The following is a 23955-nucleotide window of genomic DNA, read 5'->3' as shown; positions in this document are numbered from 1 at the left end:
TTGATGTCGGCAACGCGTTCAGCCGGATGCTGAGCGGCGACGATCATGTAAGGGAAACACAATGGCTAATCACTACCGCGAGCTGCTAACGACCCCCGGTGCCACCGGGTTAGTGCTCGCGAGCTCCATCGCCCGCTTGCCGCAGGCAATGATCGGCATCGGCATCATCACCATGCTGGTGCAGCAAACCGGTGTGTACTGGCTGGCCGGCACAGTCGCCGGTACATTCACCCTGTGCAACGCGCTGCTCGGCCCGCACATCTCGAAACTGGTCGATCGACATGGCCAGAGCCGCGTACTGCCCGTCGTCACCGCGTTCAGCATTGCCATGCTGCTTGCGCTGATCACCGCCGTATACTTGCGCGCACCGGCCGCATTGCTGTTTGTGCTGGCGGCACTGGCGGGAACGATGCCGAGCATGCCCTCGATGATCCGCGCGCGCTGGTCGCAGTTGTTCCGGGGCAAGCCGCAGTTGCACACGGCGTTCTCGCTGGACACGGTCCTGACCGAACTCGCTTACATCATCGGTCCGCCACTGGCGATCGGTTTGAGCGTGAGCTTTTTCGCCGAAGCCGGGCCCCTTGTTGCGGTTGGGTTGCTGGCCGTCGGGGTGACGGCGTTTCTCCTGCAACGCGAGACTGAGCCCAAGGTTGTTGTGGGCCACGCCAGTCATGGTGGCTCGACCTTGCTGATCCCCGGCGTTCGCACCATTGTTCTCGCGTTGTTGGCGATGGGGGTCATTGGCGGAGCAATCGATGTCGCCGTCGTCGCGTTCGCCAATGCGCAAGGCTGGCCGGGGGCGGCCACCTTCATCCTCGCTGCCTATGCGTTCGGCTCACTAATCGCGGGCCTGACGTTCGGCGCGATGAGGGTTTCGCTGGCGATCGAAAAACAGTTTCTGATCGGGATCCTGGTCACGGCGTTCACCGGCGTGTTGCCTGTTTTTGCAACGGATGTTTATGTGCTGACAGCGGCGCTGTTTATCGCCGGCATCTCGTTTGCGCCGACGATGGTCGTGGTGATGAAAATGGGGACGATCATTATTCCTCCGTCGCGGATCACGGAGGGGCTGACGTGGATGACTACCGGTATCAGCGTTGGTGTTGCACTCGGTGGCATGCTGGCGGGCTTGGTTATTGATGCCTTTGGCGCGCGGGCGGGATTTGCGGTGGCTATTGGTGCAGGGTTGATGATGGTGGTGGTTGTGCTGATGGGGTTGCGCACATTGGAGGCGGCTTCGGTTACGCATGTTGAGCCGGAATTTTCGCCCTCACCCTAACCCTCTCCCCCAGGAGAGGGGACTGAATGGGGGATGTTCGAGAGATACACCGACTTGAACGTGATGCTTTGAATCCATAATCGGCACGATGTTTCAGGTCGATGTCCAGCGCCAGACACCTCGGTCAGCTCCCTCTACCTCTGGGAGAGGGCTGGGGTGAGGGGCGTGGAGTTCACTCAACCTTCAATCTGCCGCAACCGCTTGTAAAGCGTATTCCGACTCACCCCCAAACGTCGCGCCAGATGCGAAATATTCCCCCCGGAAGCCTTCAGCTCCCGGTTCAACGCCTCCACATCATTCAAATCCACCCCCAACGGCGCAGCGCTCTCCACCGGCTCCATCTCCAGATCAACAAAAAAATCATCCGGCAAATGCTCCAGCCTCACCGGCTGCTCCTCAGCCATCGCCAACGCCACCTGCATCACGCTGCTGACCTGACGCAAATTCCCCGGCCACGGATGACGGCTGAACAGCTCCAGCACTTCCTGGCTCAACCCCGCCCATTGCGTCGGCTCCCGATGCTGTTCCCACAACCGCTTAAACAATGCTTCCTTGTCACTGCGCTCGCGCAATGGCGGCAGCTCCAGCGTCAGTCCACCAATGCGGTAATACAAATCCTCCCTAAACCGCCCCAACTGCACTTGTTCACGCAGAGATCGGTTAGTCGCCGAGATAATCCGCAAATCCACCGGGAACAACTCGCTACTGCCCACCGGTTGCACACAGCGCTCCTGCAATACCCGCAGCAACCGCGCCTGAGTCGGCAACGGCATATCGCCGATTTCATCAAGGAACAACGTGCCTTTGTCTGCCTTGCGAATCAGGCCGATGCTGCCTTTCTGGTTGGCGCCGGTGAACGCGCCTTTCTCGTAGCCGAATAACTCTGACTCGACCAGTTCGGCGGGGATCGCCGCGCAGTTGACGGCGATAAATGCCTGTTTGCTACGCGAGCTGGCCTGGTGCAGGGCTTTGACGAATACTTCTTTACCGACGCCGGTTTCGCCGTGGATAAGCAGCGGAATGTCTTTCTCCAGCAAACGCTCGGCCTGACGCACGGCTTTTTCCACGCGGCTGTCGCCGAAGTGCAGGGTGTTGAGGCTGATGGCGGTGGGCGCGGCGGTTTTCGGTTCAGCAGCAAAAACGCGTGGTTGAATCGATGCCTGCTTCGGCCGCTTCAACAAACACTGAAAACGGTTGCGCCCGGAGGTCTGCAAGGCAAACGGCAGACCGTCGGGTTGATTGATCAATTCCAGCAGCGCCACCTTGAACAGGCTCTCGACACTGACCCGCGACAAGCGCACACCCAGCAAATTGTCAGCCCGCCGATTCGCCGACAACACCTGACCGCTCTCATCAAAGATCAACAACCCGGCCCACTGACTGTCGAGGTTGTTCAATCCTGTGTTGAAAGTCAGTTGAAAATGCTGGCCATGGAACAGGTTGAGGATCAGCCGGTTCTCCACGGTCTGGCTCATCATCTTGACCATGCCCAAGGTGTGCGAGGGCGGCAGATAGCTGTCGCTGGACACATCAAGCACGGCGATGACCTTGCGCTCGGCGTCGAAAATCGGCGCGGCGGAACCAGTCATGAAACGGTTGGCTTTCAAAAAGTGTTCATCGTGTTCGATGTGCACGGCCTGTTCACAGGCCAGTGCCGTGCCGATCGCGTTGGTGCCACTGGTTCGCTCCACCCAACTTGCCCCGGCCTGAAAACCCCGCGCCAGATTCGGCTCGATAAAGCGTTGCGTGCCCCACGAGGTCAGAACCTGGCCCTGATTGTCGGCGAGCATGATCAGGCAGTTGGAGTTGCTGAGGATGTTCTCGTAATAGGGCAGGACCTCCTGATGCGTGGTCTGCACCAGTGAGTGATGGCTGTCGAGCAACTGCGCAATGCCGGCGGCGGGCAACTGATCGAAGGCCGGCGTGCTTTGGTGGTCGAGACCGAACGCGCGGCAACGTTGCCAGGAAGTCTGGACGATCGCGTCGTGGGACAGCGGCGGGGCAGGTGCGGCCATGGCAGTGGGCCTCTGATGCAGCGATTTTTATTGTTGTTATAAATCCAGATCCTGAGCAAAACACAGATCAACTGTGGGAGCGAGCTTGCTCGCGAAAGCGCAGGATCAGTCACCGAATTGGTTGAATGACACACCGCATTCGCGAGCAAGCTCGCTCCAACAGGGGATCTCTATCGCATTCAAGATCGGGGAAAAAGCGTTCATAGAGTGTTGTTCACTATTGTTCATTGTCAATCGCCCAACTGTTCAAATGTGTTCAGCAATGAACGCTCAATCCCCACGCTTTCAACGATTTTCACGACAAATCAACCACTTGCCGTTTCTGGCACGAAACTCGCTCCCGTGCACAGGTCGCTTGACTCCAATAATAAAAAGGCCGAGCCCATGTCACTCACCCTGGAGCACGTCAGCCGCACCGTCGAGGGCCAGACCTGGATCGACGATGCGTGCCTGAAATTCGAACCCGGTTCGTTCAACGTTTTGCTCGGCCGCACCCTGTCTGGCAAAACCAGCCTCATGCGTTTAATGGCCGGGTTGGACAAACCGGATAGCGGCCGCATTCTGATGAACGGTGTCGACGTCACCCAACGCCCGGTGCGTCTGCGCAACGTGTCGATGGTTTATCAGCAATTCATCAATTACCCGACCATGACCGTGTTCGAGAACATCGCTTCGCCGTTGCGTCAGGCCGGTGTGTCGAAAGAGATCATCCATAGCAAAGTGCAAGAAACCGCGAAGATGCTGCGCATCGAGAAGTTTCTGCAGCGCTATCCGCTGGAACTCTCCGGCGGCCAACAGCAGCGCACCGCCATGGCCCGCGCATTGGTCAAAGACGCCGAGCTGATTCTGTTCGATGAGCCGCTGGTCAACCTCGACTACAAACTGCGCGAAGAACTGCGCCAGGAAATGCGCGAGCTGTTCAAGGCGCGTCACACCATCGCCATTTACGCCACCACCGAACCCAACGAAGCGCTGGCACTCGGCGGCACCACGACGATTCTTCACGAAGGCCGAGTGATTCAGAGCGGCCCCTCGACTTCGGTGTATCACCAGCCACAAACCGTGCTCGCCGCCGAACTGTTCTCCGAACCACCGATCAACCTGATGCCCGGACGCATCGCCGGTAACGAAGTCAGCTTCGCCAATTTTGTGCACTTCCCGTTGAACGTCGATCTGCGTCCGGTGGGCGAGGGCGAGTTCCGTTTTGGCGTGCGTCCCAGTCACATCTCGCTGGTGCCGAGCAACGATGACGACCTCGAACTGGCGGTCACCGTCGAAGTCGCCGAGATCAGCGGTTCGGAAACCTTCCTGCACGTGCGCAACGAGCATTTCCTGCTGGTGCTGCACCTGCCCGGCGTTCACGAATATGACGTCGATGCGCCGATCCGCATTTACATCCCGACCCACAAACTGTTCGTTTTCGATGCGCAGGGTCGTCTGGTGCAAGCACCGGGCCGGCGTGTCGCGAGGGTTGCCTGATGGCCGAAATCCGTTTGCAGCACCTCGCCCACAGCTACAGCAAAACCCCGAGCGGCGCGGAGGATTACGCGATCCGCGAGATGGATCACGTCTGGGAGCAGGGCGGCGCCTACGCTTTGCTCGGGCCGTCGGGTTGCGGCAAGTCGACCTTGCTCAACATCATTTCCGGCCTGCTCAGCCCTTCGCAGGGCCATGTGCTGTTCGACGGCAAAGCGGTCAACGACCTGACGCCGGAGAAGCGCAACATCGCCCAGGTTTTCCAGTTTCCGGTGGTTTACGACACCATGACCGTGTTCGATAACCTCGCTTTTCCCCTGCGCAATCAGGGCATGGCCGAGGCGAAAGTGCACAGCAAGGTGCAGGAAATTGCCGAAGTCCTCGACCTGCAAAACCTGCTGAGCAAAAAGGCGCGCAACCTCACCGCCGACGAAAAGCAGAAAGTCTCCATGGGCCGTGGTCTGGTCCGCGACGACGTCTCGGCGATCCTCTTCGATGAACCGCTGACGGTGATCGATCCGCACCTGAAGTGGAAACTGCGGCGCAAGCTCAAGCAGATCCACGAGCAGTTCAACATCACCATGGTCTACGTCACCCACGATCAACTCGAGGCCTCGACCTTCGCCGACAAGATCGCGGTGATGTACGGCGGCCAGATCGTCCAGTTCGGCACGCCACGGGAATTGTTCGAGCGGCCGAGCCACACCTTTGTCGGCTATTTCATCGGCAGCCCGGGAATGAACCTGATCGAAGTGCAGCCGCAACCCGGCGGCGTCGGTTTCGCCTCGACGCACTTGCCGTTGTCCGACGCCATGCAGCGACATATCGAGCACGGCCAGTGGAAAAATCTGAAGGTCGGTATCCGTCCTGAATTCATTCACGTGTGGGACGAGCCGTTTGATGACGCGATGCAGGCTAGGGTCGTACACGTCGAAGACCTCGGCACCTACAAGATCATGACCCTCGACCTCGACGGCGCGCCGTTGAAAGTACGGCTGGCCGAAGACAAACCGGTGCCGCAGGGCACGGCGTACATCAGTTTTCCGGCGCAGTGGCTGATGGTTTATGCCGATGAGTTTCTGCTCGAAGCCGATGAAGAGGTGCAGCCATGAACAAGGTGCAGAACAACAAGGCCTGGTGGCTGGTGTTGCCGGTGTTCCTGCTGGTGGCATTCAGTGCGGTGATCCCGATGATGACCGTGGTCAACTATTCGGTGCAGGACATCTTCGACCAGTCCAGCCGCTACTTCGTCGGTGCTGACTGGTACAAGCAAGTGCTCCTCGATCCGCGTCTGCACGATTCATTGCTACGCCAGTTCATCTACTCGGCCTGCGTGTTGCTGATTGAAATTCCGCTGGGTATTGCCGTCGCGCTGACCATGCCGACCAAGGGTCGCTGGTCGTCGGTGGTGCTGATCATTCTGGCGATTCCGTTGCTGATCCCGTGGAACGTGGTTGGCACCATCTGGCAGATTTTCGGCCGGGCCGACATTGGTCTGCTCGGCTCGAGCCTCAACGCGATGGGCATCAGCTACAACTACGCGGCCAACACCATGGACGCCTGGGTGACGGTGCTGGTGATGGACGTCTGGCACTGGACTTCGTTGGTGGCGTTGTTGTGCTTCTCCGGATTGCGCGCGATTCCCGATGTGTATTACCAGGCTGCGCGCATTGATCGGGCCTCGGCCTGGGCGGTGTTCCGCCATATCCAATTGCCCAAACTGAAGAGCGTGCTGCTGATCGCGGTGATGCTGCGCTTCATGGACAGTTTCATGATCTACACCGAGCCATTCGTGCTCACCGGCGGCGGGCCGGGCAATGCCACGACCTTCTTGAGTCAGACATTGACCCAGATGGCCGTAGGGCAATTCGACCTCGGTCCGGCAGCGGCGTTTTCGCTGGTGTACTTCCTGATCATCCTGTTGGTGTCCTGGCTGTTCTACACCGCCATGACGCACTCCGACGCGAACCGCTGAGGCCCGGCCATGAGCAAAAGAAAGCTGATTCCGTTGCTGGTCTACATCCTGTTCCTGCTGGTGCCGATCTACTGGCTGCTGAACATGTCCTTCAAGAGCAACACCGAAATCCTCGGCGGCCTGACACTTTTCCCACAGGACTTTACGCTGGCGAACTACAAGGTGATCTTCACCGATCCGAGTTGGTACAACGGCTATCTCAACTCGCTGTATTACGTGAGTTTGAACACGGTGATCTCGCTGAGCGTGGCGCTGCCGGCGGCCTATGCGTTTTCGCGCTACCGTTTTCTCGGCGACAAGCACCTGTTCTTCTGGCTGCTGACCAACCGTATGGCGCCGCCAGCGGTATTTTTGCTGCCGTTCTTCCAGTTGTATTCGTCGATTGGCCTGTTCGACACGCACATCGCCGTGGCGTTGGCGCACTGCCTGTTCAACGTGCCATTGGCGGTGTGGATTCTCGAAGGCTTCATGTCCGGTGTGCCCAAGGAAATCGACGAAACCGCCTACATCGACGGCTACAGTTTCCCCAAGTTCTTCGTGAAGATTTTCATCCCGCTGATTGGCTCTGGCATCGGTGTGACGGCGTTCTTCTGCTTCATGTTTTCCTGGGTCGAATTGCTGCTCGCGCGCACGTTGACCTCGGTAAACGCCAAGCCGATCGCGGCGGTGATGACGCGCACGGTTTCCGCTTCGGGTATCGATTGGGGTGTGCTGGCGGCGGCGGGGGTGTTGACCATTCTGCCCGGCATGCTGGTGATCTGGTTTGTTCGCAACCACGTGGCCAAGGGCTTTGCCCTCGGTCGGGTCTGAGGAACTGATGATGGAGTGGATGAGCTGGACTACACCTACCGCAGCATTCTTCATTGTCATCGGCCTGATTCTGGTCGGCATGACCACGTGGGAATTGCGCTCGCCGAGCATCCTGCGGCGAGGTTTTCTACCGATTGCCACCACCCGTGGCGATCGCTTGTTTATCGGTCTTCTCGGCAGCGCCTACCTGCATTTGCTGGTGATCGGCGCCACCGACTGGAGCATCTGGGTGGCGTCCGCGTTGTCCCTGGTGTGGCTGTTGGCTGTGATGCGTTGGGGCTAGTCGAGTCGTTCGGCAACGCGGCTCCACAACTTAAACAGGAGGTCTCTATGTTCGACAAAAACAATAAGCTGCGACATAGCATTTCATTGGCAGCCATGCTGGCACTCAGCGGTTTGAGCGCGGTCGCTTGGGCTGATGCCTACGAAGACGCGGCGAAAAAATGGATCGGCAGTGAATTCAAACCGTCGACCCTGACGGCCGAGCAGCAACTGGAAGAATTGAAGTGGTTCATCAAGGCTGCCGAGCCGTTTCGCGGCATGGACATCAAGGTCGTTTCCGAGACCTTGACCACCCACGAATACGAGTCGAAAGTGCTGGCCAAGGCGTTCAGCGAAATCACCGGGATCAAGCTCACCCACGACCTGCTGCAAGAAGGCGACGTGGTCGAGAAAATGCAGACGGTGATGCAGTCCGACAAGAACATCTATGACGGCTGGGTCAACGACTCGGACCTGATCGGTACGCACTTTCGCTACGGCAAGACCGAGTCGATCACCGACCTGATGGCCAACGAAGGCAAGAACTTCACTTCGCCGACCCTCGACATCAAGGACTTCATCGGCATCTCGTTCACCACTGCGCCGGACGGCAAGATCTATCAACTGCCCGACCAGCAGTTTGCCAACCTGTACTGGTTCCGCGCTGACTGGTTTGAGCGCGCCGATCTGAAAGCCAAGTTCAAGGAAAAGTACGGCTACGAATTGGGCGTGCCGGTGAACTGGTCCGCCTATGAAGACATCGCCAAATTCTTCAGCGAAGACGTCAAGGAAATCGACGGCAAGCGCGTTTACGGGCACATGGATTACGGCAAGAAAGACCCGTCGCTGGGCTGGCGCTTCACCGATGCCTGGTTCTCCATGGCCGGTGGCGGCGACAAGGGGCTGCCTAATGGCTTGCCGGTGGACGAGTGGGGGATTCGTGTCGAGGATTGCCACCCGGTCGGCTCCAGCGTGACTCGCGGCGGCGACACCAATGGCCCGGCGGCGGTGTTCGCCACCACCAAGTATGTCGACTGGCTGAAGAAGTACGCGCCACCGGAAGCGGCGGGCATGACTTTCTCCGAGTCGGGGCCGGTACCGTCGCAAGGCAACATCGCCCAGCAGATTTTCTGGTACACCGCGTTCACCGCCGACATGACCAAACCGGGCCTGCCGGTGGTCAACGCCGACGGCACGCCGAAATGGCGCATGGCGCCGTCGCCGCGCGGGCCGTATTGGGAGGAGGGCATGAAGCTCGGTTATCAGGACGTGGGTTCGTGGACGTTCATGAAGTCCACGCCTGAGAAACAGAAACTGGCGGCGTGGCTGTACGCGCAGTTTGTTACTTCGAAAACCGTTTCGCTGAAGAAAACCATTGTGGGTCTGACGCCGATTCGCGAGTCGGACATCAACTCGCAGGCGATGACCGATCTGGCGCCGAAACTCGGTGGCCTGGTCGAGTTCTACCGCAGCCCGGCCCGCGTGCAATGGACCCCGACCGGCACCAACGTGCCGGACTATCCGCGGCTGGCGCAACTGTGGTGGAGCCATATCGCTGAAGCAGCGAGCGGCGAGAAGACCCCGCAACAGGCGCTCGACGGTTTGGCCAAGGATCAGGACGCGATCATGACCCGTCTGGAGCGCTCCAAGGCCCAAGCGGTGTGCGCACCGAAAATGAACCCGGAACGCGATGCGCAATACTGGTTTGATCAACCGGGCGCACCGAAACCGAAACTGGCCAACGAGAAGCCGAAGGGCGAGACCGTGAGCTATAACGAACTGCTGAAATCCTGGGCGGATGCGCGCAAGTAAAAGCTGAAATGTGAAAGGCGAACGGCACCGGAAGGTGCCGTTTTTTTTTGTGCCTGATCGACCGCAATCGCGAGCAGGCTCACTCCTACAGAGGTTTGCGGCGTACACCGCATCTGTGAACGACACAAAAACCTGTAGGCCTTCGCCTGCTCGCGATAGCGGTGTGTCAGACGAAAAAGATATCGACTGACCCGCCGCCAGCATTGATGTGTGCCGGTACTGGATGTGTCTTGATCAGACCAGAACAGCCAGATCGGTGTACCGAGCAACCAAAGCATCAGCCGTGAGTAACTTCATCGGTTCGGTCATTGCTGTGGCCACGATAATGCGGTCAAAAGGATCGCGATGATGGTGCTCAAGATCCTTCACTGCGATGGCGTGCTCTGCAGTCACTGGCAGTTCGATAAAGCCACTGTCGAGACAATATTGGCGGACTTCTTCCAGATCAACATTCAGCTTGCCGAGCCCGACCTTGATCGCCATTTCCCAGAAGGTGGCGGCGCTGATGTAGATTTCGGCGGCGTTCTCAATCAATTTTCTGGCTTTGCCGGACAGTCTGGCGTCATCACTGAGCGTCCAGAGCAAAATGTGCGTGTCGAGCAGAAGCCTCATACTTGAGTGCCCTCAAATGCATCAAGCATGTCATCGGGCAATGGTGAGTCGAAATCGTCGGGCAACACCAGTTTGCCTTTCATTGCGCCAATACGCTGAGCGCTGGGTTTTCCTACGGGAACGAGGCGAGCCATCGCCCGCCCATGCTTGGCAATCGTGATGACTTGGCCAGCAGCGGCATCATCGACGAGTTTGGATAAATTGTTTTTGGCTTCAGCCAACGGAACGATGATCATCAGCTCACCCCTGTATTCTGGACAAATATAGCCAGAATATTTCAACGCTGCCAAACCATAGACTTCTTCATCCCATTCGCAAACGATATCCCTGTTCATTTTTAGCCTCTCGTCGGTATTCCATCTGCCAAGGCCTCCACGATAGAGCTATCTACTCAAAACTGGCTGTAGGACAAAACGGAGGTTGCGGCGAGAGCTTTCGGCGTTTGTGTGGGGACGGGAGCAAATCGGTAAAAAATCGTACAAAAATATCGACTGACCCGCCGCCATCGCGAGCAGGCTCACTTCTACAGGTTTCAGTGGTGTCCACAAATCCTGAGTACCCCGCAAATCACTGTGGGAGCTTGCCTGCAAGCGAAGGGGTCATTGGCGTCACCGCAGGAAACCCAAGACGAAACACGGTCATCGCCCCCGGCAAGCTCTTAACCTCCGCCACACCCTGATGCAGGCTCATGATCGAGCGCACAATTGCCAGCCCCAATCCGGTGCTGCCCTGCGAACGCGAGCGGCTGCTGTCGACGCGGTAGAAGCGGTCAAACAGATGTGGCAAATGCTGCGCTTCAATCCCGGCACCGGGGTTGCTGACCAGCAGGGAAGCCTGCGTCGCACTCTGTTCAATCAGCAGCGTCACGGTTTTCCCGTTCGGGCAATGACGCAGCGCGTTGGACAGCAAATTCGAAATAGCCCGCTGAATCATCAGCCGATCGCCCATCACCTGTGCGCTGCCAATGACATTCAAATGGATCTGCTTATCCTGCGCCGACAACGAAAACATCTCGGCGACTTTCGCCACTTCAACCTGCAGCGCCACCGCTTCAAACGGCGCCAGCGCCGACGGATGACTTACCTGCGCGAGAAACAACATGTCCGAGACAATCCGCGCCACACGCTCCAGTTCCTCGGTGCACGACACCAGCACGTCCTTGTATTCCTCGGTCGTGCGCTCGCGGGACAAGGTCACCTGCGCTTTGCCCATCAGGTTGTTGATCGGTGTGCGCAGCTCATGCGCCAGGTCATCTGAGAACTGCGACAACTGCTGCACCCCGGCATCGAGCCGATGCAGCATGAAGTTGATGCCTTGCGCCAGTTCGCTCAATTCCTGCGGCATGTTGACCACGGACAGCCGGTGTTCCAGATCCTGGGTCGAGACCATCGCCGCCACTTTGCGAAACTCGCGCAGCGGCGCCAACCCGCGTTGCACCGCGCCCCACGCGGTCAAGCCGATAAACACCAGCAACAACGGCAAGGCCATCAGCGTCGAGCGCAGATAGGCGCTGAGCAAGGCCTGATCGTGCGCGTTGTCCATCGACAGCAGCACCGGCACGCTGTTGCCGTCCTTGAGACGAATCAGCTTGGAAACCGTGAGGAATTTCGCCCCTTCAGCATCAATGCTGTCGGAGTAGGTCAATTGATCAGTGGTCGCTCGCACCGCTTTCAATTCAACCCGTGGATCGGTCAAACCGCTGCCGGATTTGAGCAGCGGCGCGCGCAGCTTCGAGCGGTCATAAATCGTCAGCGTCAGGTTGTCATGGCCCATGACCTGATCGAGCAGAATGTGCGGTTTGCCGGTGATTTCATTGGCATCGACGTACAACGACAGGCTGTGCTCGACCTGCGCCATCTTCTTTTCCAGACTGTCCCGAGACAGCGCATTGAGCTCATGGGTCAATGCGAAATAGGCAAGGATAGCGAGGAACACCACCAACAGCGCGCCGAGAATACTCACTGTCAAACCCAAGCGCATTGACAGGCTGGAAGGCTTCATTCCCGCGCCTCCAACACATAGCCGACACCGCGCAGGGTGTGTATGAGTTTGCTGTCGAACGGGTCGTCGATTTTCGCCCGCAAGCGGCGGATCGACACTTCGACCACGTTGGTGTCGCAGTCGAAATTCATGTCCCACACCAACGAGATGATTTGTGTGCGCGTCAGCACTTCGCCGGACTGGCGCATCAGCAGATGCAGCAGAGCGAATTCCTTGGTGGTCAGGTCGATACGCTGTTGCCCGCGAAACGCGCGATGACGGCCCGGATCGAGTTCCAGGTCAGCCACTTTCAGCACCTGCGGCACCGGGATGTTTTCACTGCGGCGCATCAACGTGCGCACCCGCGCCAGCAGTTCGGGAAACTCGAACGGCTTAACCAGATAGTCGTCGGCGCCCAGATCGAGGCCACGAATCTTGTCGGCCAGACGCCCGCGTGCGGTGAGCATCATCACTCGCGTGGCGTGGGTTTTGCGCAGTTGTTCAAGCACGCCCCAGCCGTCCAGTTCGGGCAGGTTCACATCGAGAATAATCAGGTCATAGGCCTGTTGTTGCGCCAGGTGCAAACCATCGGCGCCGGTGGCGGCGTGATCAACCACATATCCACTTTCGGTCAAACCCTGATGCAAGTATTCGGCAGCTTTAAGCTCGTCCTCGACGACAAGGATTCGCATGATCTTTCACCACTTTTATTTAATGGGTATTTAATTTAAAAACCCTCACCCTAACCCTCTCCCAGAGGGAGAGGGGACTGAATGCGGGATATTTCAGAACTACACCGACGTGCAAAAACTTTACTGAATCTGTAATCAACTTGATGTAACAGGTCGATAAATAACGCAAGACACTTCGGTCGGCTCCCTCTCCCCCCGGGAGAGGGCTGGGGTGAGGGGAAGTCTGGACGATAAAGGTTGTAGCGGCTACAGGGTCAACGACCAAACGCTTTAAAACAGGGCTCTGCGACAGTTGGTCACAGTGCGAGCCACGAAATTCTCGTAAGTTTTATTCCGGCAAGTGCTGTTCAGCAGATAACTACCGTGTTTTTGTTTCGATGTATTTCGATAAAACCATTTGCACTTCGCATCCTAGAACAAAACAACTTCGGCAAACCGTGGATAACGGATTTGTAATGTTCCAGTCACCTTGTCGATAAGTTCAAAACCCTACCGTGGCGGCGTTGAAGAATCTTGAATAAAGGAAGTCCGCCATTGCCCGGTTTAATAGAACTGACGGCGCAATCACGCCTGAAAAAAACAGTCAGCGGCCTGGTGTTGTTGGCCAGCGCCGGCCTGGCGAACGCCTCGACCCTGACCCTGGATCAAGCCCTGCAAAGCGCCTTCACCGGCAACCCGGAGCTGGCCGCTGCGCAATGGGAAATTGGCATTGCCGAAGGCGATCGCCAGCAGGCCGGTCTCATCCCTAACCCCGAAGTATCGTGGGAGGCCGAAGACACCCGCCGCGATTCACGCACAACCACGGTGATGCTTAGCCAGCCAATCGAACTGGGTGGCAAACGCGGCGCACGGATCGACGTCGCCAGCCGTGCGCAAGATGCCGCCGGGATTGAACTGGAGCGCAAACGCAATGCCTTGCGTGCCGATGTAATTCAGGCATTCAACAGCGCGCAAACCGCGCAGCAACGTTTGCAGCTGTCCCGGCAATCCCTGCAATTGGCCGAGCACGGTTTGCGGGTGGCGCAAGGACGGATCGAGGCGGGTAAATCGTCGCCGGTCGAAGGTACTCGAGCACAAGTGCAGCTCTCGGAAGTGCGCCTTGAATTGAGCCGGGCAGAGCGCGATCAGGCCACTGCGTACCAACAATTGGCGCAAGTAATGGGCACACCGTTGCCGACGTCGACCACGGTGCAGGCACCCACGCAAAGCATGCCGGCCGTTCCGCCACCGACAAGATTGCTCGAGCGTTTGAACGAAACCGCCGAACTGCGTCTGGCCAAGTTGCAGATCGATCAGCGCGAAGCATCGTTGGGCCTGGAAAAGTCCCAGCGCATCCCCGATCTCACCGTGAGCATCGGCAGTCAATACAGCGAAACCGAGCGCGAGCGGGTCAACGTGGTTGGGCTGTCGATGCCGATTCCGCTGTTCAACCGCAATCAGGGCAACGTGCTCGCCGCAGCGCGCCGAACCGATCAGGCACGGGATCTGCGCAACGCCACCGAGCTGCGCTTGCGCACGGAAATCCAGACCAGCCTCGAGCAATGGCAGACCGCTAACGGCGAAGTCACTGCGTTCAACCAGACCATCCTGCCCGCCGCGCAAAGTGCGGTCGACAGCGCCACGCGCGGTTTCGAAATGGGCAAGTTCGGCTTCCTCGATGTGCTCGATGCGCAACGCACATTGATCAGCGCTCGCAGCCAATACATCCAGGCCGTCAGCGAAGCGACCGACGCCCGCGTACGCATCGAACGGATCTTCGGCGACCTCAGCGTCAGCCGTTGAATTTCACTTTTCAGACAACTGCGCGATGGCTCGGCGCAGAGGAGTTTCCATGGATAAAAAATTGATGGTGGTCGCGGTGGCGACGTTGGCGTTGGGCATTGGCATCGGCTCGCAGTGGTCAGGTCACTCAAGCATCGACGCGCATGCCGATGAGGCCGCTGAACACGCCGATCACGCGCAAGAAAGTTCAGCGGCGGAACATGCCGAAGAAGGGCACATCGAATTGAGCGCCGAACAAATCACTGCCGCCGGCATTCAACTGGCCGAAGCGCGGGCGCAAACCATCAGCCGCGGCCTGCCGTTCCCCGGCGAAGTGCGCTTTGACGAGGACCGCACCGCCCACGTCGTGCCACGCGTGCCGGGCGTGGTCGAGTCGGTGGCGGTCAATCTCGGGCAGACGGTGAAGAAGGGCCAGTTACTGGCGGTGATCGCCAGTCAGCAGATCTCCGATCAACGCAGCGAACAAGCCGCCGCGCAGCGTCGCTTGGCCTTGGCGCGCACCACCTACGAGCGCGAGAAAAAGCTCTGGCAGGACAAAATCTCGGCCGAGCAGGATTTCCTCCAGGCCCGCCAGGCGCTGCAAGAAGCCGAAATCGCCGTGAGCAACGCCCGGCAAAAGATCAGCGTGCTCAGCGGCAGCGTGGTCGCCACCGGCGGCAACCGTTACGAATTGCGCGCGCCGTTCGACGGCGTGGTGGTGGAAAAACACCTCACGCCGGGGGAAGTCGTTGATGAAACCACGGCGGCATTCACGCTCTCGGATCTGTCGCGAGTGTGGGTCACGTTCGGCGTTTCACCGAAGGATCTGAACAAGGTTCAAGTAGGCAAAGCGGTCACCGTCAGCGCCCCGGAATTGAACGCGGAAGTCGTCGGCAGCGTGGCTTACGTCGGCAGCCTGCTCGGCGAACAAACCCGCACCGCAACCGTTCGCGTCACTCTGGAAAACCCCCAAGGTTCGTGGCGCCCCGGTCTGTTCGTCACCGCGCTGGTCGCTACCGACAGCCGCGAAGCGCAAGTCGCCGTGCCGGAAACCGCGATCCAGACCGTCGAAGACAAACCCACGGTGTTCGTTCGCACCGACGACGGTTTCGAAGCCCGCGCGGTTGAGCTGGGCAGTCGCGCCGCCGGCCACGTGGAAATCACCCAAGGCCTGGAACCGGGCGCGCAAGTCGCCAGCGCCGGCAGCTTCGTCCTCAAATCGGAACTGGGCAAAGCCTCAGCCGAGCACAGCCACTGATCCGGAAGAATCCCATGTTCGAACGCCTGATCCAGTTTGCCATCGAGCAGCGCATCATCGTGCTGCTCGCCGTTCTGCTCATGGCCGGCATCGGCATCGCCAGTTATCAAAAGCTGCCGATCGACGCCGTGCCCGACATCACCAACGTCCAGGTGCAGATCAACACCGGCGCCGCCGGGTTCTCGCCGCTGGAAACCGAGCAGCGCATCACCTTCCCGATTGAAACCGCGATGGCCGGTCTGCCGGCGCTGGAACAGACCCGTTCACTGTCACGCTCGGGCCTGTCGCAAGTGACGGTGATCTTCAAGGACGGCACCGACCTGTTCTTCGCTCGCCAATTGGTCAACGAACGTTTGCAGATCGCCAAGGAGCAATTGCCCGAAGGCGCGGAAGCGGTCATGGGGCCGATTTCCACCGGTCTCGGCGAGATCTTTTTGTGGACAGTCGAGGCGAAGGAGGGCGCGCTGAAGGACGACGGCACGCCGTACACGCCGGCTGATCTGCGGGTGATTCAGGACTGGATCATCAAGCCGCAATTACGCAACGTGCCGGGTGTCGCCGAGATCAACACCATCGGCGGTTTCGCCAAGGAATATCAGATTGCGCCGGACCCGAAACGCCTGGCGGCGTACAAGCTGACGTTGACCGATCTGGTCACCGCGCTGGAGCGCAACAACGCTAACGTCGGCGCCGGTTACATCGAGCGCAGCGGCGAGCAGTTGCTGATCCGCGCGCCGGGGCAAGTGGCGAGTACCGAGGACATCGCCAACATTGTCATGGCCAATGTCGACGGCACGCCGATCCGCGTGAAGAACGTAGCAACAGTCGAAATCGGCCGCGAACTGCGCAGTGGCGCGGCCACGGAAAACGGTCGGGAAGTGGTGCTCGGCACCGTGTTCATGCTGATCGGCGAGAACAGCCGCACGGTCTCGCAAGCGGTCGCCAGCAAGCTTGAACAGATCAACAAATCCTTGCCGCAAGGTGTGGTCGCCGTGCCGGTGTACGACCGCACGCACCTGGTCGACAAAGCCATCGCCACGGTGAAAAAGAACCTCATCGAAGGCGCGATTCTGGTGATCGCGATTCTGTTTCTGTTCCTCGGTAATATCCGCGCGGCGCTGATTACCGCGATGGTAATTCCGCTGTCGATGCTGTTCACCTTTACCGGCATGTTCAGCAACAAGGTCAGCGCCAACCTGATGAGCCTCGGTGCGCTCGATTTCGGCATCATCGTCGACGGCGCGGTGGTGATCGTCGAAAACACCCTGCGCCGCTTGGCTCACGCGCAGCAGCATCACGGCCGATTGTTGACCCGTGCCGAGCGTTTCAAGGAAGTCTTTGCGGCGGCGAAAGAGGCGCGGCGACCGCTGATTTTCGGCCAGTTGATCATCATGGTCGTGTACCTGCCGATCTTCGCCCTGAGCGGCGTCGAAGGGAAAATGTTCCACCCGATGGCGTTCACCGTGGTGATTGCGTTGCTTGGCGCGATGCTGTTGTCGGTGACCTTTGTACCGGCGGCCATTGCTTTGTTCGTGACCGGCAAGGTCAAGGAAGAAGAGGGCGCGGTGATGCGTGGCGCGCGTCGTGTTTATGCGCCGGCGCTGGCCTGGGTGATGAGTCATCGTGCTGTCGCGGTGAGCGCTGCTTTGGGCGTGATCGTGCTCAGCGGTGTGCTCACCAGTCGTATGGGCAGCGAGTTTGTGCCGAGCCTCAGTGAAGGGGATTTTGCCCTGCAAGCGCTGCGCGTGCCGGGCACCAGCCTGACGCAATCGGTGGATATGCAGCAGCGCCTGGAGACGTTGATTCTGGCCAAAGTGCCGGAAGTCGAACGTGTTTTCGCTCGCACCGGCACCGCCGAGATCGCCTCCGACCCGATGCCGCCGAACATCTCCGACAGCTATGTGATGCTCAAGCCGAAAGAGCAGTGGCCGGACCCGGACAAATCCCGCGAAACCTTGATGGCGGAACTGCAAGCTGCGGCCGCGACGCTGCCGGGCAGCAACTATGAACTGTCGCAGCCGATCCAGTTGCGCTTCAACGAATTGATCTCTGGGGTGCGTAGCGATGTGGCAGTGAAGGTGTTTGGTGATGACATGGACGTGCTCAATGCCACGGCTGCGAAAATCGCTGCTGCCATGCAAAAGGTCAACGGCGCCTCCGAAGTGAAGGTCGAGCAAACCACCGGGTTGCCGGTGCTGACCATCAACATTGATCGCGATAAAGCGGCGCGTTATGGGCTCAACGTGGGTGACGTGCAGGACACCATTGCCGTTGCGGTCGGCGGGCGTCAGGCCGGGACGTTGTATGAGGGCGATCGGCGTTTCGACATGGTCGTGCGCCTGTCCGATGCCATGCGCAAGGATATCGACGGCTTGTCGGCGTTGCTGATTCCGGTGCCGGCGCCTTTGAATGCAGCGGCCAATCAGATCGGTTTCATCGCGCTGCAAGACGTCGCCAGCCTCGACCTGGTGCTGGGGCCGAATCAGGTCAGCCGCGAGAACGGCAAGCGTCTGGTGATCGTCAGTGCCAACGTGCGTGGGCGCGATATCGGTTCGTTTGTCAGCGAGGCAGGCGAAGTGATCGAGCGTGATGTGCAAGTCCCGGCCGGTTACTGGACCAGTTGGGGCGGCCAGTTCGAGCAGCTGCAATCGGCGGCCAAGCGCTTGCAGATTGTGGTGCCGGTGGCGCTGCTGCTGGTGTTCGGGTTGTTGTTCATGATGTTCAACAACCTGAAGGATGGTTTGCTGGTGTTTACCGGGATTCCGTTTGCCTTGACGGGTGGGGTCATGGCGCTGTGGTTGCGCGATATTCCGTTGTCGATTTCCGCTGGTGTCGGGTTTATCGCGTTGTCCGGGGTGGCGGTGTTGAACGGCTTGGTGATGATTGCGTTTATTCGTAATTTGCGCGAGGAGGGACGGTCGCTGTCCGATGCCATTCACGAAGGTGCGCTGACGCGTTTGCGGCCAGTGCTGATGACGGCGCTGGTGGCGTCGCTGGGGTTTATTCCGATGGCGCTTGCGACCGGCACCGGCGCGGAGGTGCAGCGGCCACTGGCGACCGTGGTGATCGGCGGGATTCTGTCTTCCACGATCCTCACGCTGCTGATCTTGCCGGCGCTCTACCAACTCGCCCATCGGCGGGATGGCACCTGTTAGTTCTTACAGTATCGGTAAACCGCAAAAGCGCTCATTCTTCACTCAAAGGTGAGAAAGGACGCTTGTGACCATGAATGTTCACCACGACGCCGCCACGCCGACACTGTCGGTCATTGATCCACGTTCGCTGATGATCCGCAGCGTCGGCTACTGCCGGCATCCGGACTCGCCCGGCATCGACCCGCGCATTACCCGGCAAGTATTCGATGCGGCGGGACATCAGATAGCGGCGTGGGATCCGCGATTGTGGGGAACGGCGCCGAAGCCGAACCTGGCCACCACGTACGGATTGAGCGGGCAGGCATTGCTGACGGACAGCGTCGACGCCGGGTGGCAGTTGAGTCTGCCGGATCAGGCCGGCTCATTGCGTTGTTCCTGGGACGCCCGAGGTAGCGAATGCCATCGCGACTATGACGACCTGCTGCGCACGATTGTTGTGACGGAGCAGGCCCGTGGCGAATTGCCTCGTGTGGTTGAGCGATTGAGCTATGCCGATGCAGGTGATGCCTTCGCCCAGCACAATCAGTGCGGTCGCCTGATCCGCCATGATGACCCGGCGGGGACCCGGTTCATCCACGACTATGGTCTGGCCGGTGCCGAGCTGGTCGAATCGCGGCGCATGCTGACGGACCTCGATCTGCCCGACTGGCCCCGCGACCCTGAACACCGTGATGTGTTTCTGGAGGAGCAGTCTTATGTCACCCGCTACGTTTTCTTTCCGACGGGCGAATTGAAAGAGCAGACCGATGCCATGGGCAATGCCCAAACGTGCCAATACAACGTGGCGGGAAAACTGTCCGCGACATGGCTTCTCCCTGCCAGTGAAGGTAAGCAACCCACACGTCTGGTCGGTGCTATCCGTTACAACGCGCACGAGCAGATCGAACAGGAGACCGCCGGTAATGATGTCACGACCCACGCAGAGTACAGCCCTGAGGATGGTCGGCTGCTGAAGCTCAGCGCAGCCGTCGGCGAACAAACACCCTTGCAGGATTTGCACTACGTCTACGACCCGGTGGGCAATATCGTCAGCCTTGAAGACAAAACCCAGGCCGTGACTTACTTCAATCAGCAGCGCATCGACCCGGTCAGCCGCTATCGCTATGACAGCCTGTATCAATTGGTTGAGGCCAAAGACTGGGAAGTCAGCCAGCCGAGCCATGGCCCGGCATTACCGGATCTGCTGCCCACACCGCTGGACCCGAATCAGCGGCGCAACTACACCCAGACATTCGCCTACGACGCGGCGGGCAATCTGCTCACCCGGCATCACAGCGGTGCGCCGGGTTTTTCGATGTTTACCTCTGCTAACAGCAATCGAAGTCTGGCCCAGCGCGACGATGGTTCCCTGCCGGGAGAACCGCAGATTTCGGAAGGATTTGATCTCGCTGGTAATCAGTTGGAATTGCAGCGCGGACAGGCCATGAGTTGGGATGTGCGCAATCAATTGAGACGAGTGACGTTGGTGCGACGCCAGGACGAGCCGAATGACGACGAAGGTTATGTCTACGACCGACCCGGCCATCGGTTGCGTAAAACTCGCCTCAGCCAGACATCCGGGCAAACCCTGAAATCAGAAGTGCGTTATCTGCCGGGTCTTGAGGTGCATCGCGAAAAGGATGGTGTAGAGAGGCATGTGATCAGTGTCGAAGCCGGGCGTAATCAGGTGCGAATGCTGCATTGGCCTGATGGCGCTGAAAGCGATCAACTGCGTTACAGCCTGGGTGATCATCTCGGTTCCAGCGTTCTGGAGTTGGATGATGGCGCGGGGATTTTGAGTCAGGAGCACTATTATCCGTTTGGTGGTACGGCGTGCTGGGCGGGTAAAAGTGCTTTGGTTGCGAAGTACAAAACTATCCGTTATTCGGGTAAGGAGCGCGATGCGACGGGGCTTTATTATTATGGTTATCGGTATTACGCATCGTGGTTGCAACGCTGGATAAATGCTGATCCGGCGGGTCCTGTTAATGGGTTGAATATTTTTATTTTTGTTTCTGATAATCCAATAAAATTAGCGGATCTGGACGGTCGGGTATATCAAGGGAAAGATGATATTTTCGAAAAGATTGGTTCAGGAATCATTGTTGCTCGTGGGGTGGCGGAATTTCCTCCAGATAAACAAGCTCTTATTATCGATTCATTCAGAGAAGTAGAACATATTTATGCAAGTGCGGAAGCTGCTATGAGTTCGGACTTGGTAGATCACGCGAAGATATTGGAGAGCTACTTTGGCTCGGAGTATGAAACTGTCAAAGTCCGCGTTTTGGAAAGTTTTAAGAAAGGTCAAGAATGGGCAAGAATGTACCAAGAGCCCAGCGGACAGGACAAGATTGTGGGGGTCTTCACTGATATCGCGTTTGCTTGGGTATATAAAGATGACAGGAATGGGAGGATATTTTTGAATGTAAATTCGTTCGAGAGGAATAGATTAACTCATACGCTTGGGCATGAGGTTACGCATTTGAAAGAAGTAGATGGAATTGCCGGGATTCAAGCCATGGATTATTTTTACTTGCCTGGAAAAATGCAGCGGCCGGGTTCGGAAAATTTCATGAAGGGGAAGGTGCCAGACGATCGTATTGTCAATGCACAACTTCCGAACGCCAGAAGAGAATTTATTATCGGGGTGGCGAGGCATTCCGGAGTGGATCCATTTTCACTGGACTACGATACTGCTGCTTCACTATTCAATCAAAACCCAAGAATAAGGACGCAAATGGCCGCTGAAAATGCGGACAGTATCATGGCTGCCGCTACTGAACTCAGCCATCGATTTTCCGATAGCCAAGAGTTTCACAAGCTCCTTTATGGTTGATAATGGGGCAGCTTCACGAAGCTGTATCGAGGCTGCGGCCAGATCCGGTTCATCACTGGCGCTGCCGGTGAGCCGCAGACGCAACACCCCGCCAGCAGGCTGGCTCCCAGAGTTGGTTTCGTGTCCGGCTTCGAAAGAGTGCCCGGCACATAACGGATATGTAATTTCCCCGCCACCGTCACGAAAGGTTCGGATTGTTACCTTGATCCCGTCAGCTACTTAAACGAGGAATCAACGATGAAACTTGCCCGAATCAGTGCTTTCGCAGTCGCTCTGGCGATCTCTTCCGTGGCGTTGGCCGAAGGCGGCGGTGACCGTACTTTCGAGCGGATGATGAGCAGCAACGACCGCTCCATGGAGTTGTTCGTCGCCAAAGAAAAAGCCGCCGGCAACCCGGTTGTCGTCACTGACAAGAAAGACGACAAGACCCGCGATCTGTAAGCCTGCTGCACTTGAACAAGCCCGTTATCGCGCATCGATGTCGGGCTTTTTTTTACGCCCGGATGTGAAGGAAAGCGATATGAAAGTACTCAAGTTGATTGCATTCACAGCAGTCATGGCGATGTCTGTGAATGTGCTGGCTGAAGGTGGCGGTGATCGCACTTTCGAACGCGCACTCAGCGCCAATGCCAAAGCCATGGAACAGTACGCCGCCAACCAGGGCAAAGCGCCGCCGGTGGTGAAGGATTACGAATACGGAATGAAGCTGGACGTGGTCAAAGTGGTGAGCGTGGTGAAGCCGCAGGCTGCGTGCAATGTGGTGCCGACGGCCATGACTTATGAGGATTCCACAGGTCAGCTCAACACGATCAAGTACAACGTGATGGGCGTGTGTCGAAACGGCGGGAGCTGAATCCTTTACGGCGAAACGCGGCCCCATGCAGGAGCTGCCGAAGGCTGCGATCTTTGGATCTTGATCTTGAAAATCAAAGTCAAAAGATCGCAGCCTTCGGCAGCTCCTACAGGGTTGATGTTCAATATCACGATGCGTATTTCAATTCGTGATGTTTAAGGTTTTTGTGGGAAGCGCGGAACCTTCCCACAATGTTTTCAGGTTGTCCGTCGGACGCCAGCTCTCTAGCCTGTGTGGGTCGCTGCCAATTCAGCGATCGGGATTGGAACCCCGCGGCTCAACTGAAGCAAGACGCACTGTTCATGACGTATGCTTGCGCACTTTCATGTGTGCACTCCGTTATGGCGGCTGTGCGCGGGAGACTTCGAGTCTGTCGGGTTTGCTCAGTTGCCCGGGTTCCAACCTGCGTACAGCTGCCACCCTTTCGCGTGGAACCGAAAGGGCCAGCTCCACCTTCAAGCTGAGTAAAACATTATGAAAAAGCCAACCCCGAATCCCCCCGAAACAGACGCCATCCCCGACGCCAACTCAACATCCCCCTACGTTTCCGTCGACACCCGAAAACTCCACGAAGCCGCCGATCGCGCGCTCGACTTCTACCTCAAACCATCGGCCGCCATCATGTCCGCGCCTTACGTCCCCAACCAGATGTTCCTCGTCAATCCCAAAGCCGATACCGAATCATTACTGGCCAACGCCAGCGAATCCCTCGCCTCGGCGACGGTGATGCTCGGTGACTTCGCAGCGATGCTGGGCGGCACCCATCGCAAGACCCTGCTCGGTATCGCGCAGGTCGTCATGCTCGGCGAACTGGCGGTTAACAAAGCACTGGATAACGTAGATCCAAACGCGTAGTTATCAATGGCCAGTTTTTAACAGTTGTTTTTGCGTTGAGCTCAAAATCCTGCCCCCTCACCCCAGCCCTCTCCCCCGAGGGGGCGAGGGGGAAGGGAGCAGATCTTCAAACCATTCAAAATCAGAGTACGCCTCGGTTTTTCGGGTCGATGTATCTTCGACAACCAACTCGGTCAGTCCCCTCTCCTCCAGGGGGAAAGGGAGCAGGCTTTCGAGCCATTCAAAACCAGAGTACGCCTCGGTTTTTCAGGTCGATGTATTTCCACTAAGCAGCGCGGTCAGTCCCCTCTACCTCTGGGAGAGGGCTAGGGTGAGGGCCGGGCCTAAACCTGGAAAAACATAACCA

Annotated in this window: 19 protein-coding genes; 14 read left to right on the top strand and 5 right to left on the bottom strand. The window is 58.1% G+C overall.

The window, feature by feature from the left end:
* The first annotated feature begins 61 nt into the window (after positions 1–61).
* On the top strand, positions 62–1279 hold the full coding sequence (locus FGA82_RS24935) for an MFS transporter (protein WP_141129130.1): 1218 nt from the start codon (positions 62–64) through the stop codon (positions 1277–1279).
* Between the two features lie 176 nt (positions 1280–1455).
* Here the strand turns inward: FGA82_RS24935 and FGA82_RS24930 are convergent, their stop codons facing one another.
* Entirely contained in the window at positions 1456–3294 is a 1839-nt protein-coding gene (locus FGA82_RS24930; protein ID WP_141129129.1) for a sigma-54-dependent Fis family transcriptional regulator, read from the bottom strand.
* A gap of 384 nt (positions 3295–3678) precedes the next feature.
* Here FGA82_RS24930 and FGA82_RS24920 point away from each other — a divergent pair, with 384 nt between their 5' ends.
* From FGA82_RS24920 to FGA82_RS24895, 6 genes are read left to right on the top strand one after another with little or no spacing between them, the layout of a single operon-like run.
* Positions 3679–4773, top strand: a complete 1095-nt coding sequence (locus tag FGA82_RS24920; RefSeq protein WP_007912480.1) for an ABC transporter ATP-binding protein — start codon at positions 3679–3681, stop codon at positions 4771–4773.
* The gene (locus tag FGA82_RS24915) at positions 4773–5882 is read left to right on the top strand and encodes an ABC transporter ATP-binding protein (protein ID WP_064389296.1); all 1110 of its coding nucleotides are present in this window, start codon (positions 4773–4775) and stop codon (positions 5880–5882) included. The genes FGA82_RS24920 and FGA82_RS24915 overlap by 1 nt, the downstream gene beginning before the upstream one ends.
* Positions 5879–6745: a carbohydrate ABC transporter permease gene (locus FGA82_RS24910; protein WP_007912484.1), complete on the top strand. Its 867-nt coding sequence runs from the start codon at positions 5879–5881 to the stop codon at positions 6743–6745. The genes FGA82_RS24915 and FGA82_RS24910 overlap by 4 nt, the downstream gene beginning before the upstream one ends.
* A 9-nt stretch (positions 6746–6754) precedes the next feature.
* Positions 6755–7555: a carbohydrate ABC transporter permease gene (locus tag FGA82_RS24905; RefSeq protein ID WP_008083745.1), complete on the top strand. Its 801-nt coding sequence runs from the start codon at positions 6755–6757 to the stop codon at positions 7553–7555.
* Between the two features lie 10 nt (positions 7556–7565).
* Positions 7566–7838 carry a DUF2160 domain-containing protein gene (locus FGA82_RS24900; RefSeq protein ID WP_007912485.1) on the top strand — a complete coding sequence of 91 codons (273 nt, stop codon included), beginning with the start codon at positions 7566–7568 and terminating at the stop codon, positions 7836–7838.
* A gap of 47 nt (positions 7839–7885) precedes the next feature.
* Positions 7886–9628 (top strand): ABC transporter substrate-binding protein, encoded by a 1743-nt coding sequence (locus FGA82_RS24895; RefSeq protein ID WP_034155766.1) that lies wholly within the window; start codon positions 7886–7888, stop codon positions 9626–9628.
* Positions 9629–9862: 234 nt separating this feature from the next.
* Here the strand turns inward: FGA82_RS24895 and FGA82_RS24890 are convergent, their stop codons facing one another.
* The 4 genes from FGA82_RS24890 to FGA82_RS24875 form a co-directional block, all read right to left on the bottom strand.
* A complete protein-coding gene (locus FGA82_RS24890; RefSeq protein ID WP_008083738.1) occupies positions 9863–10240 on the bottom strand; it encodes a type II toxin-antitoxin system VapC family toxin in 378 nt (125 codons plus the stop codon).
* Positions 10237–10575, bottom strand: a complete 339-nt coding sequence (locus FGA82_RS24885) for a type II toxin-antitoxin system Phd/YefM family antitoxin (RefSeq protein ID WP_249384285.1) — start codon at positions 10573–10575, stop codon at positions 10237–10239. Before FGA82_RS24885 ends, FGA82_RS24890 begins: the two co-directional genes overlap by 4 nt.
* A gap of 232 nt (positions 10576–10807) precedes the next feature.
* Positions 10808–12241 (bottom strand): heavy metal sensor histidine kinase, encoded by a 1434-nt coding sequence (locus tag FGA82_RS24880; protein WP_141129128.1) that lies wholly within the window; start codon positions 12239–12241, stop codon positions 10808–10810.
* Positions 12238–12912, bottom strand: a complete 675-nt coding sequence (locus tag FGA82_RS24875; protein ID WP_141129127.1) for a heavy metal response regulator transcription factor — start codon at positions 12910–12912, stop codon at positions 12238–12240. Before FGA82_RS24875 ends, FGA82_RS24880 begins: the two co-directional genes overlap by 4 nt.
* Positions 12913–13446: 534 nt before the next feature.
* Between FGA82_RS24875 and FGA82_RS24870 the strand changes: the two genes are divergently transcribed.
* The 7 genes from FGA82_RS24870 (at position 13447) to FGA82_RS24835 (ending at position 23609) form a co-directional block, all read left to right on the top strand.
* A complete protein-coding gene (locus FGA82_RS24870; RefSeq protein ID WP_141129126.1) occupies positions 13447–14694 on the top strand; it encodes a TolC family protein in 1248 nt (415 codons plus the stop codon).
* A gap of 49 nt (positions 14695–14743) precedes the next feature.
* A complete protein-coding gene (locus FGA82_RS24865) occupies positions 14744–15931 on the top strand; it encodes an efflux RND transporter periplasmic adaptor subunit (RefSeq protein WP_141129125.1) in 1188 nt (395 codons plus the stop codon).
* Between the two features lie 14 nt (positions 15932–15945).
* On the top strand, positions 15946–19086 hold the full coding sequence (locus FGA82_RS24860) for a CusA/CzcA family heavy metal efflux RND transporter (RefSeq protein ID WP_141129124.1): 3141 nt from the start codon (positions 15946–15948) through the stop codon (positions 19084–19086).
* 70 nt (positions 19087–19156) lie between these two features.
* Positions 19157–21901, top strand: coding sequence for an RHS repeat-associated core domain-containing protein (locus FGA82_RS24855; protein ID WP_141129123.1), 2745 nt, complete (start codon positions 19157–19159; stop codon positions 21899–21901).
* Between the two features lie 237 nt (positions 21902–22138).
* On the top strand, positions 22139–22342 hold the full coding sequence (locus tag FGA82_RS24850) for a co-regulatory protein PtrA N-terminal domain-containing protein (protein WP_141129122.1): 204 nt from the start codon (positions 22139–22141) through the stop codon (positions 22340–22342).
* Positions 22343–22421: 79 nt separating this feature from the next.
* Complete coding sequence (locus tag FGA82_RS24845) at positions 22422–22754, top strand: DUF2790 domain-containing protein (protein ID WP_141129121.1); 333 nt, start codon at positions 22422–22424, stop codon at positions 22752–22754.
* A gap of 474 nt (positions 22755–23228) precedes the next feature.
* Positions 23229–23609 carry a DUF6124 family protein gene (locus FGA82_RS24835; protein WP_141129120.1) on the top strand — a complete coding sequence of 127 codons (381 nt, stop codon included), beginning with the start codon at positions 23229–23231 and terminating at the stop codon, positions 23607–23609.
* Positions 23610–23955: the final 346 nt, after the last annotated feature.

This window comes from Pseudomonas fluorescens (genome assembly GCF_005938625.1).
Classification (GTDB): domain Bacteria; phylum Pseudomonadota; class Gammaproteobacteria; order Pseudomonadales; family Pseudomonadaceae; genus Aquipseudomonas; species Aquipseudomonas fluorescens_BD.
Note: the sequence above shows the minus strand (reverse complement) of the source record. Positions and strands in the feature narration are given on the sequence as shown.

What these genes read in the sequence shown, in the direction of transcription:
- FGA82_RS24935 (WP_141129130.1), top strand. Translation starts at nt 62, where the DNA reads ATGGCTAATCACTACCGCGAGCTGCTAACGACCCCCGGTGCCACCGGG.
- FGA82_RS24930 (WP_141129129.1), bottom strand. Translation starts at nt 3,294, where the DNA reads ATGGCCGCACCTGCCCCGCCGCTGTCCCACGACGCGATCGTCCAGACT.
- FGA82_RS24920 (WP_007912480.1), top strand. Translation starts at nt 3,679, where the DNA reads ATGTCACTCACCCTGGAGCACGTCAGCCGCACCGTCGAGGGCCAGACC.
- FGA82_RS24915 (WP_064389296.1), top strand. Translation starts at nt 4,773, where the DNA reads ATGGCCGAAATCCGTTTGCAGCACCTCGCCCACAGCTACAGCAAAACC.
- FGA82_RS24910 (WP_007912484.1), top strand. Translation starts at nt 5,879, where the DNA reads ATGAACAAGGTGCAGAACAACAAGGCCTGGTGGCTGGTGTTGCCGGTG.
- FGA82_RS24905 (WP_008083745.1), top strand. Translation starts at nt 6,755, where the DNA reads ATGAGCAAAAGAAAGCTGATTCCGTTGCTGGTCTACATCCTGTTCCTG.
- FGA82_RS24900 (WP_007912485.1), top strand. Translation starts at nt 7,566, where the DNA reads ATGGAGTGGATGAGCTGGACTACACCTACCGCAGCATTCTTCATTGTC.
- FGA82_RS24895 (WP_034155766.1), top strand. Translation starts at nt 7,886, where the DNA reads ATGTTCGACAAAAACAATAAGCTGCGACATAGCATTTCATTGGCAGCC.
- FGA82_RS24890 (WP_008083738.1), bottom strand. Translation starts at nt 10,240, where the DNA reads ATGAGGCTTCTGCTCGACACGCACATTTTGCTCTGGACGCTCAGTGAT.
- FGA82_RS24885 (WP_249384285.1), bottom strand. Translation starts at nt 10,575, where the DNA reads ATGAACAGGGATATCGTTTGCGAATGGGATGAAGAAGTCTATGGTTTG.
- FGA82_RS24880 (WP_141129128.1), bottom strand. Translation starts at nt 12,241, where the DNA reads ATGAAGCCTTCCAGCCTGTCAATGCGCTTGGGTTTGACAGTGAGTATT.
- FGA82_RS24875 (WP_141129127.1), bottom strand. Translation starts at nt 12,912, where the DNA reads ATGCGAATCCTTGTCGTCGAGGACGAGCTTAAAGCTGCCGAATACTTG.
- FGA82_RS24865 (WP_141129125.1), top strand. Translation starts at nt 14,744, where the DNA reads ATGGATAAAAAATTGATGGTGGTCGCGGTGGCGACGTTGGCGTTGGGC.
- FGA82_RS24860 (WP_141129124.1), top strand. Translation starts at nt 15,946, where the DNA reads ATGTTCGAACGCCTGATCCAGTTTGCCATCGAGCAGCGCATCATCGTG.
- FGA82_RS24855 (WP_141129123.1), top strand. Translation starts at nt 19,157, where the DNA reads ATGAATGTTCACCACGACGCCGCCACGCCGACACTGTCGGTCATTGAT.
- FGA82_RS24850 (WP_141129122.1), top strand. Translation starts at nt 22,139, where the DNA reads ATGAAACTTGCCCGAATCAGTGCTTTCGCAGTCGCTCTGGCGATCTCT.
- FGA82_RS24845 (WP_141129121.1), top strand. Translation starts at nt 22,422, where the DNA reads ATGAAAGTACTCAAGTTGATTGCATTCACAGCAGTCATGGCGATGTCT.
- FGA82_RS24835 (WP_141129120.1), top strand. Translation starts at nt 23,229, where the DNA reads ATGAAAAAGCCAACCCCGAATCCCCCCGAAACAGACGCCATCCCCGAC.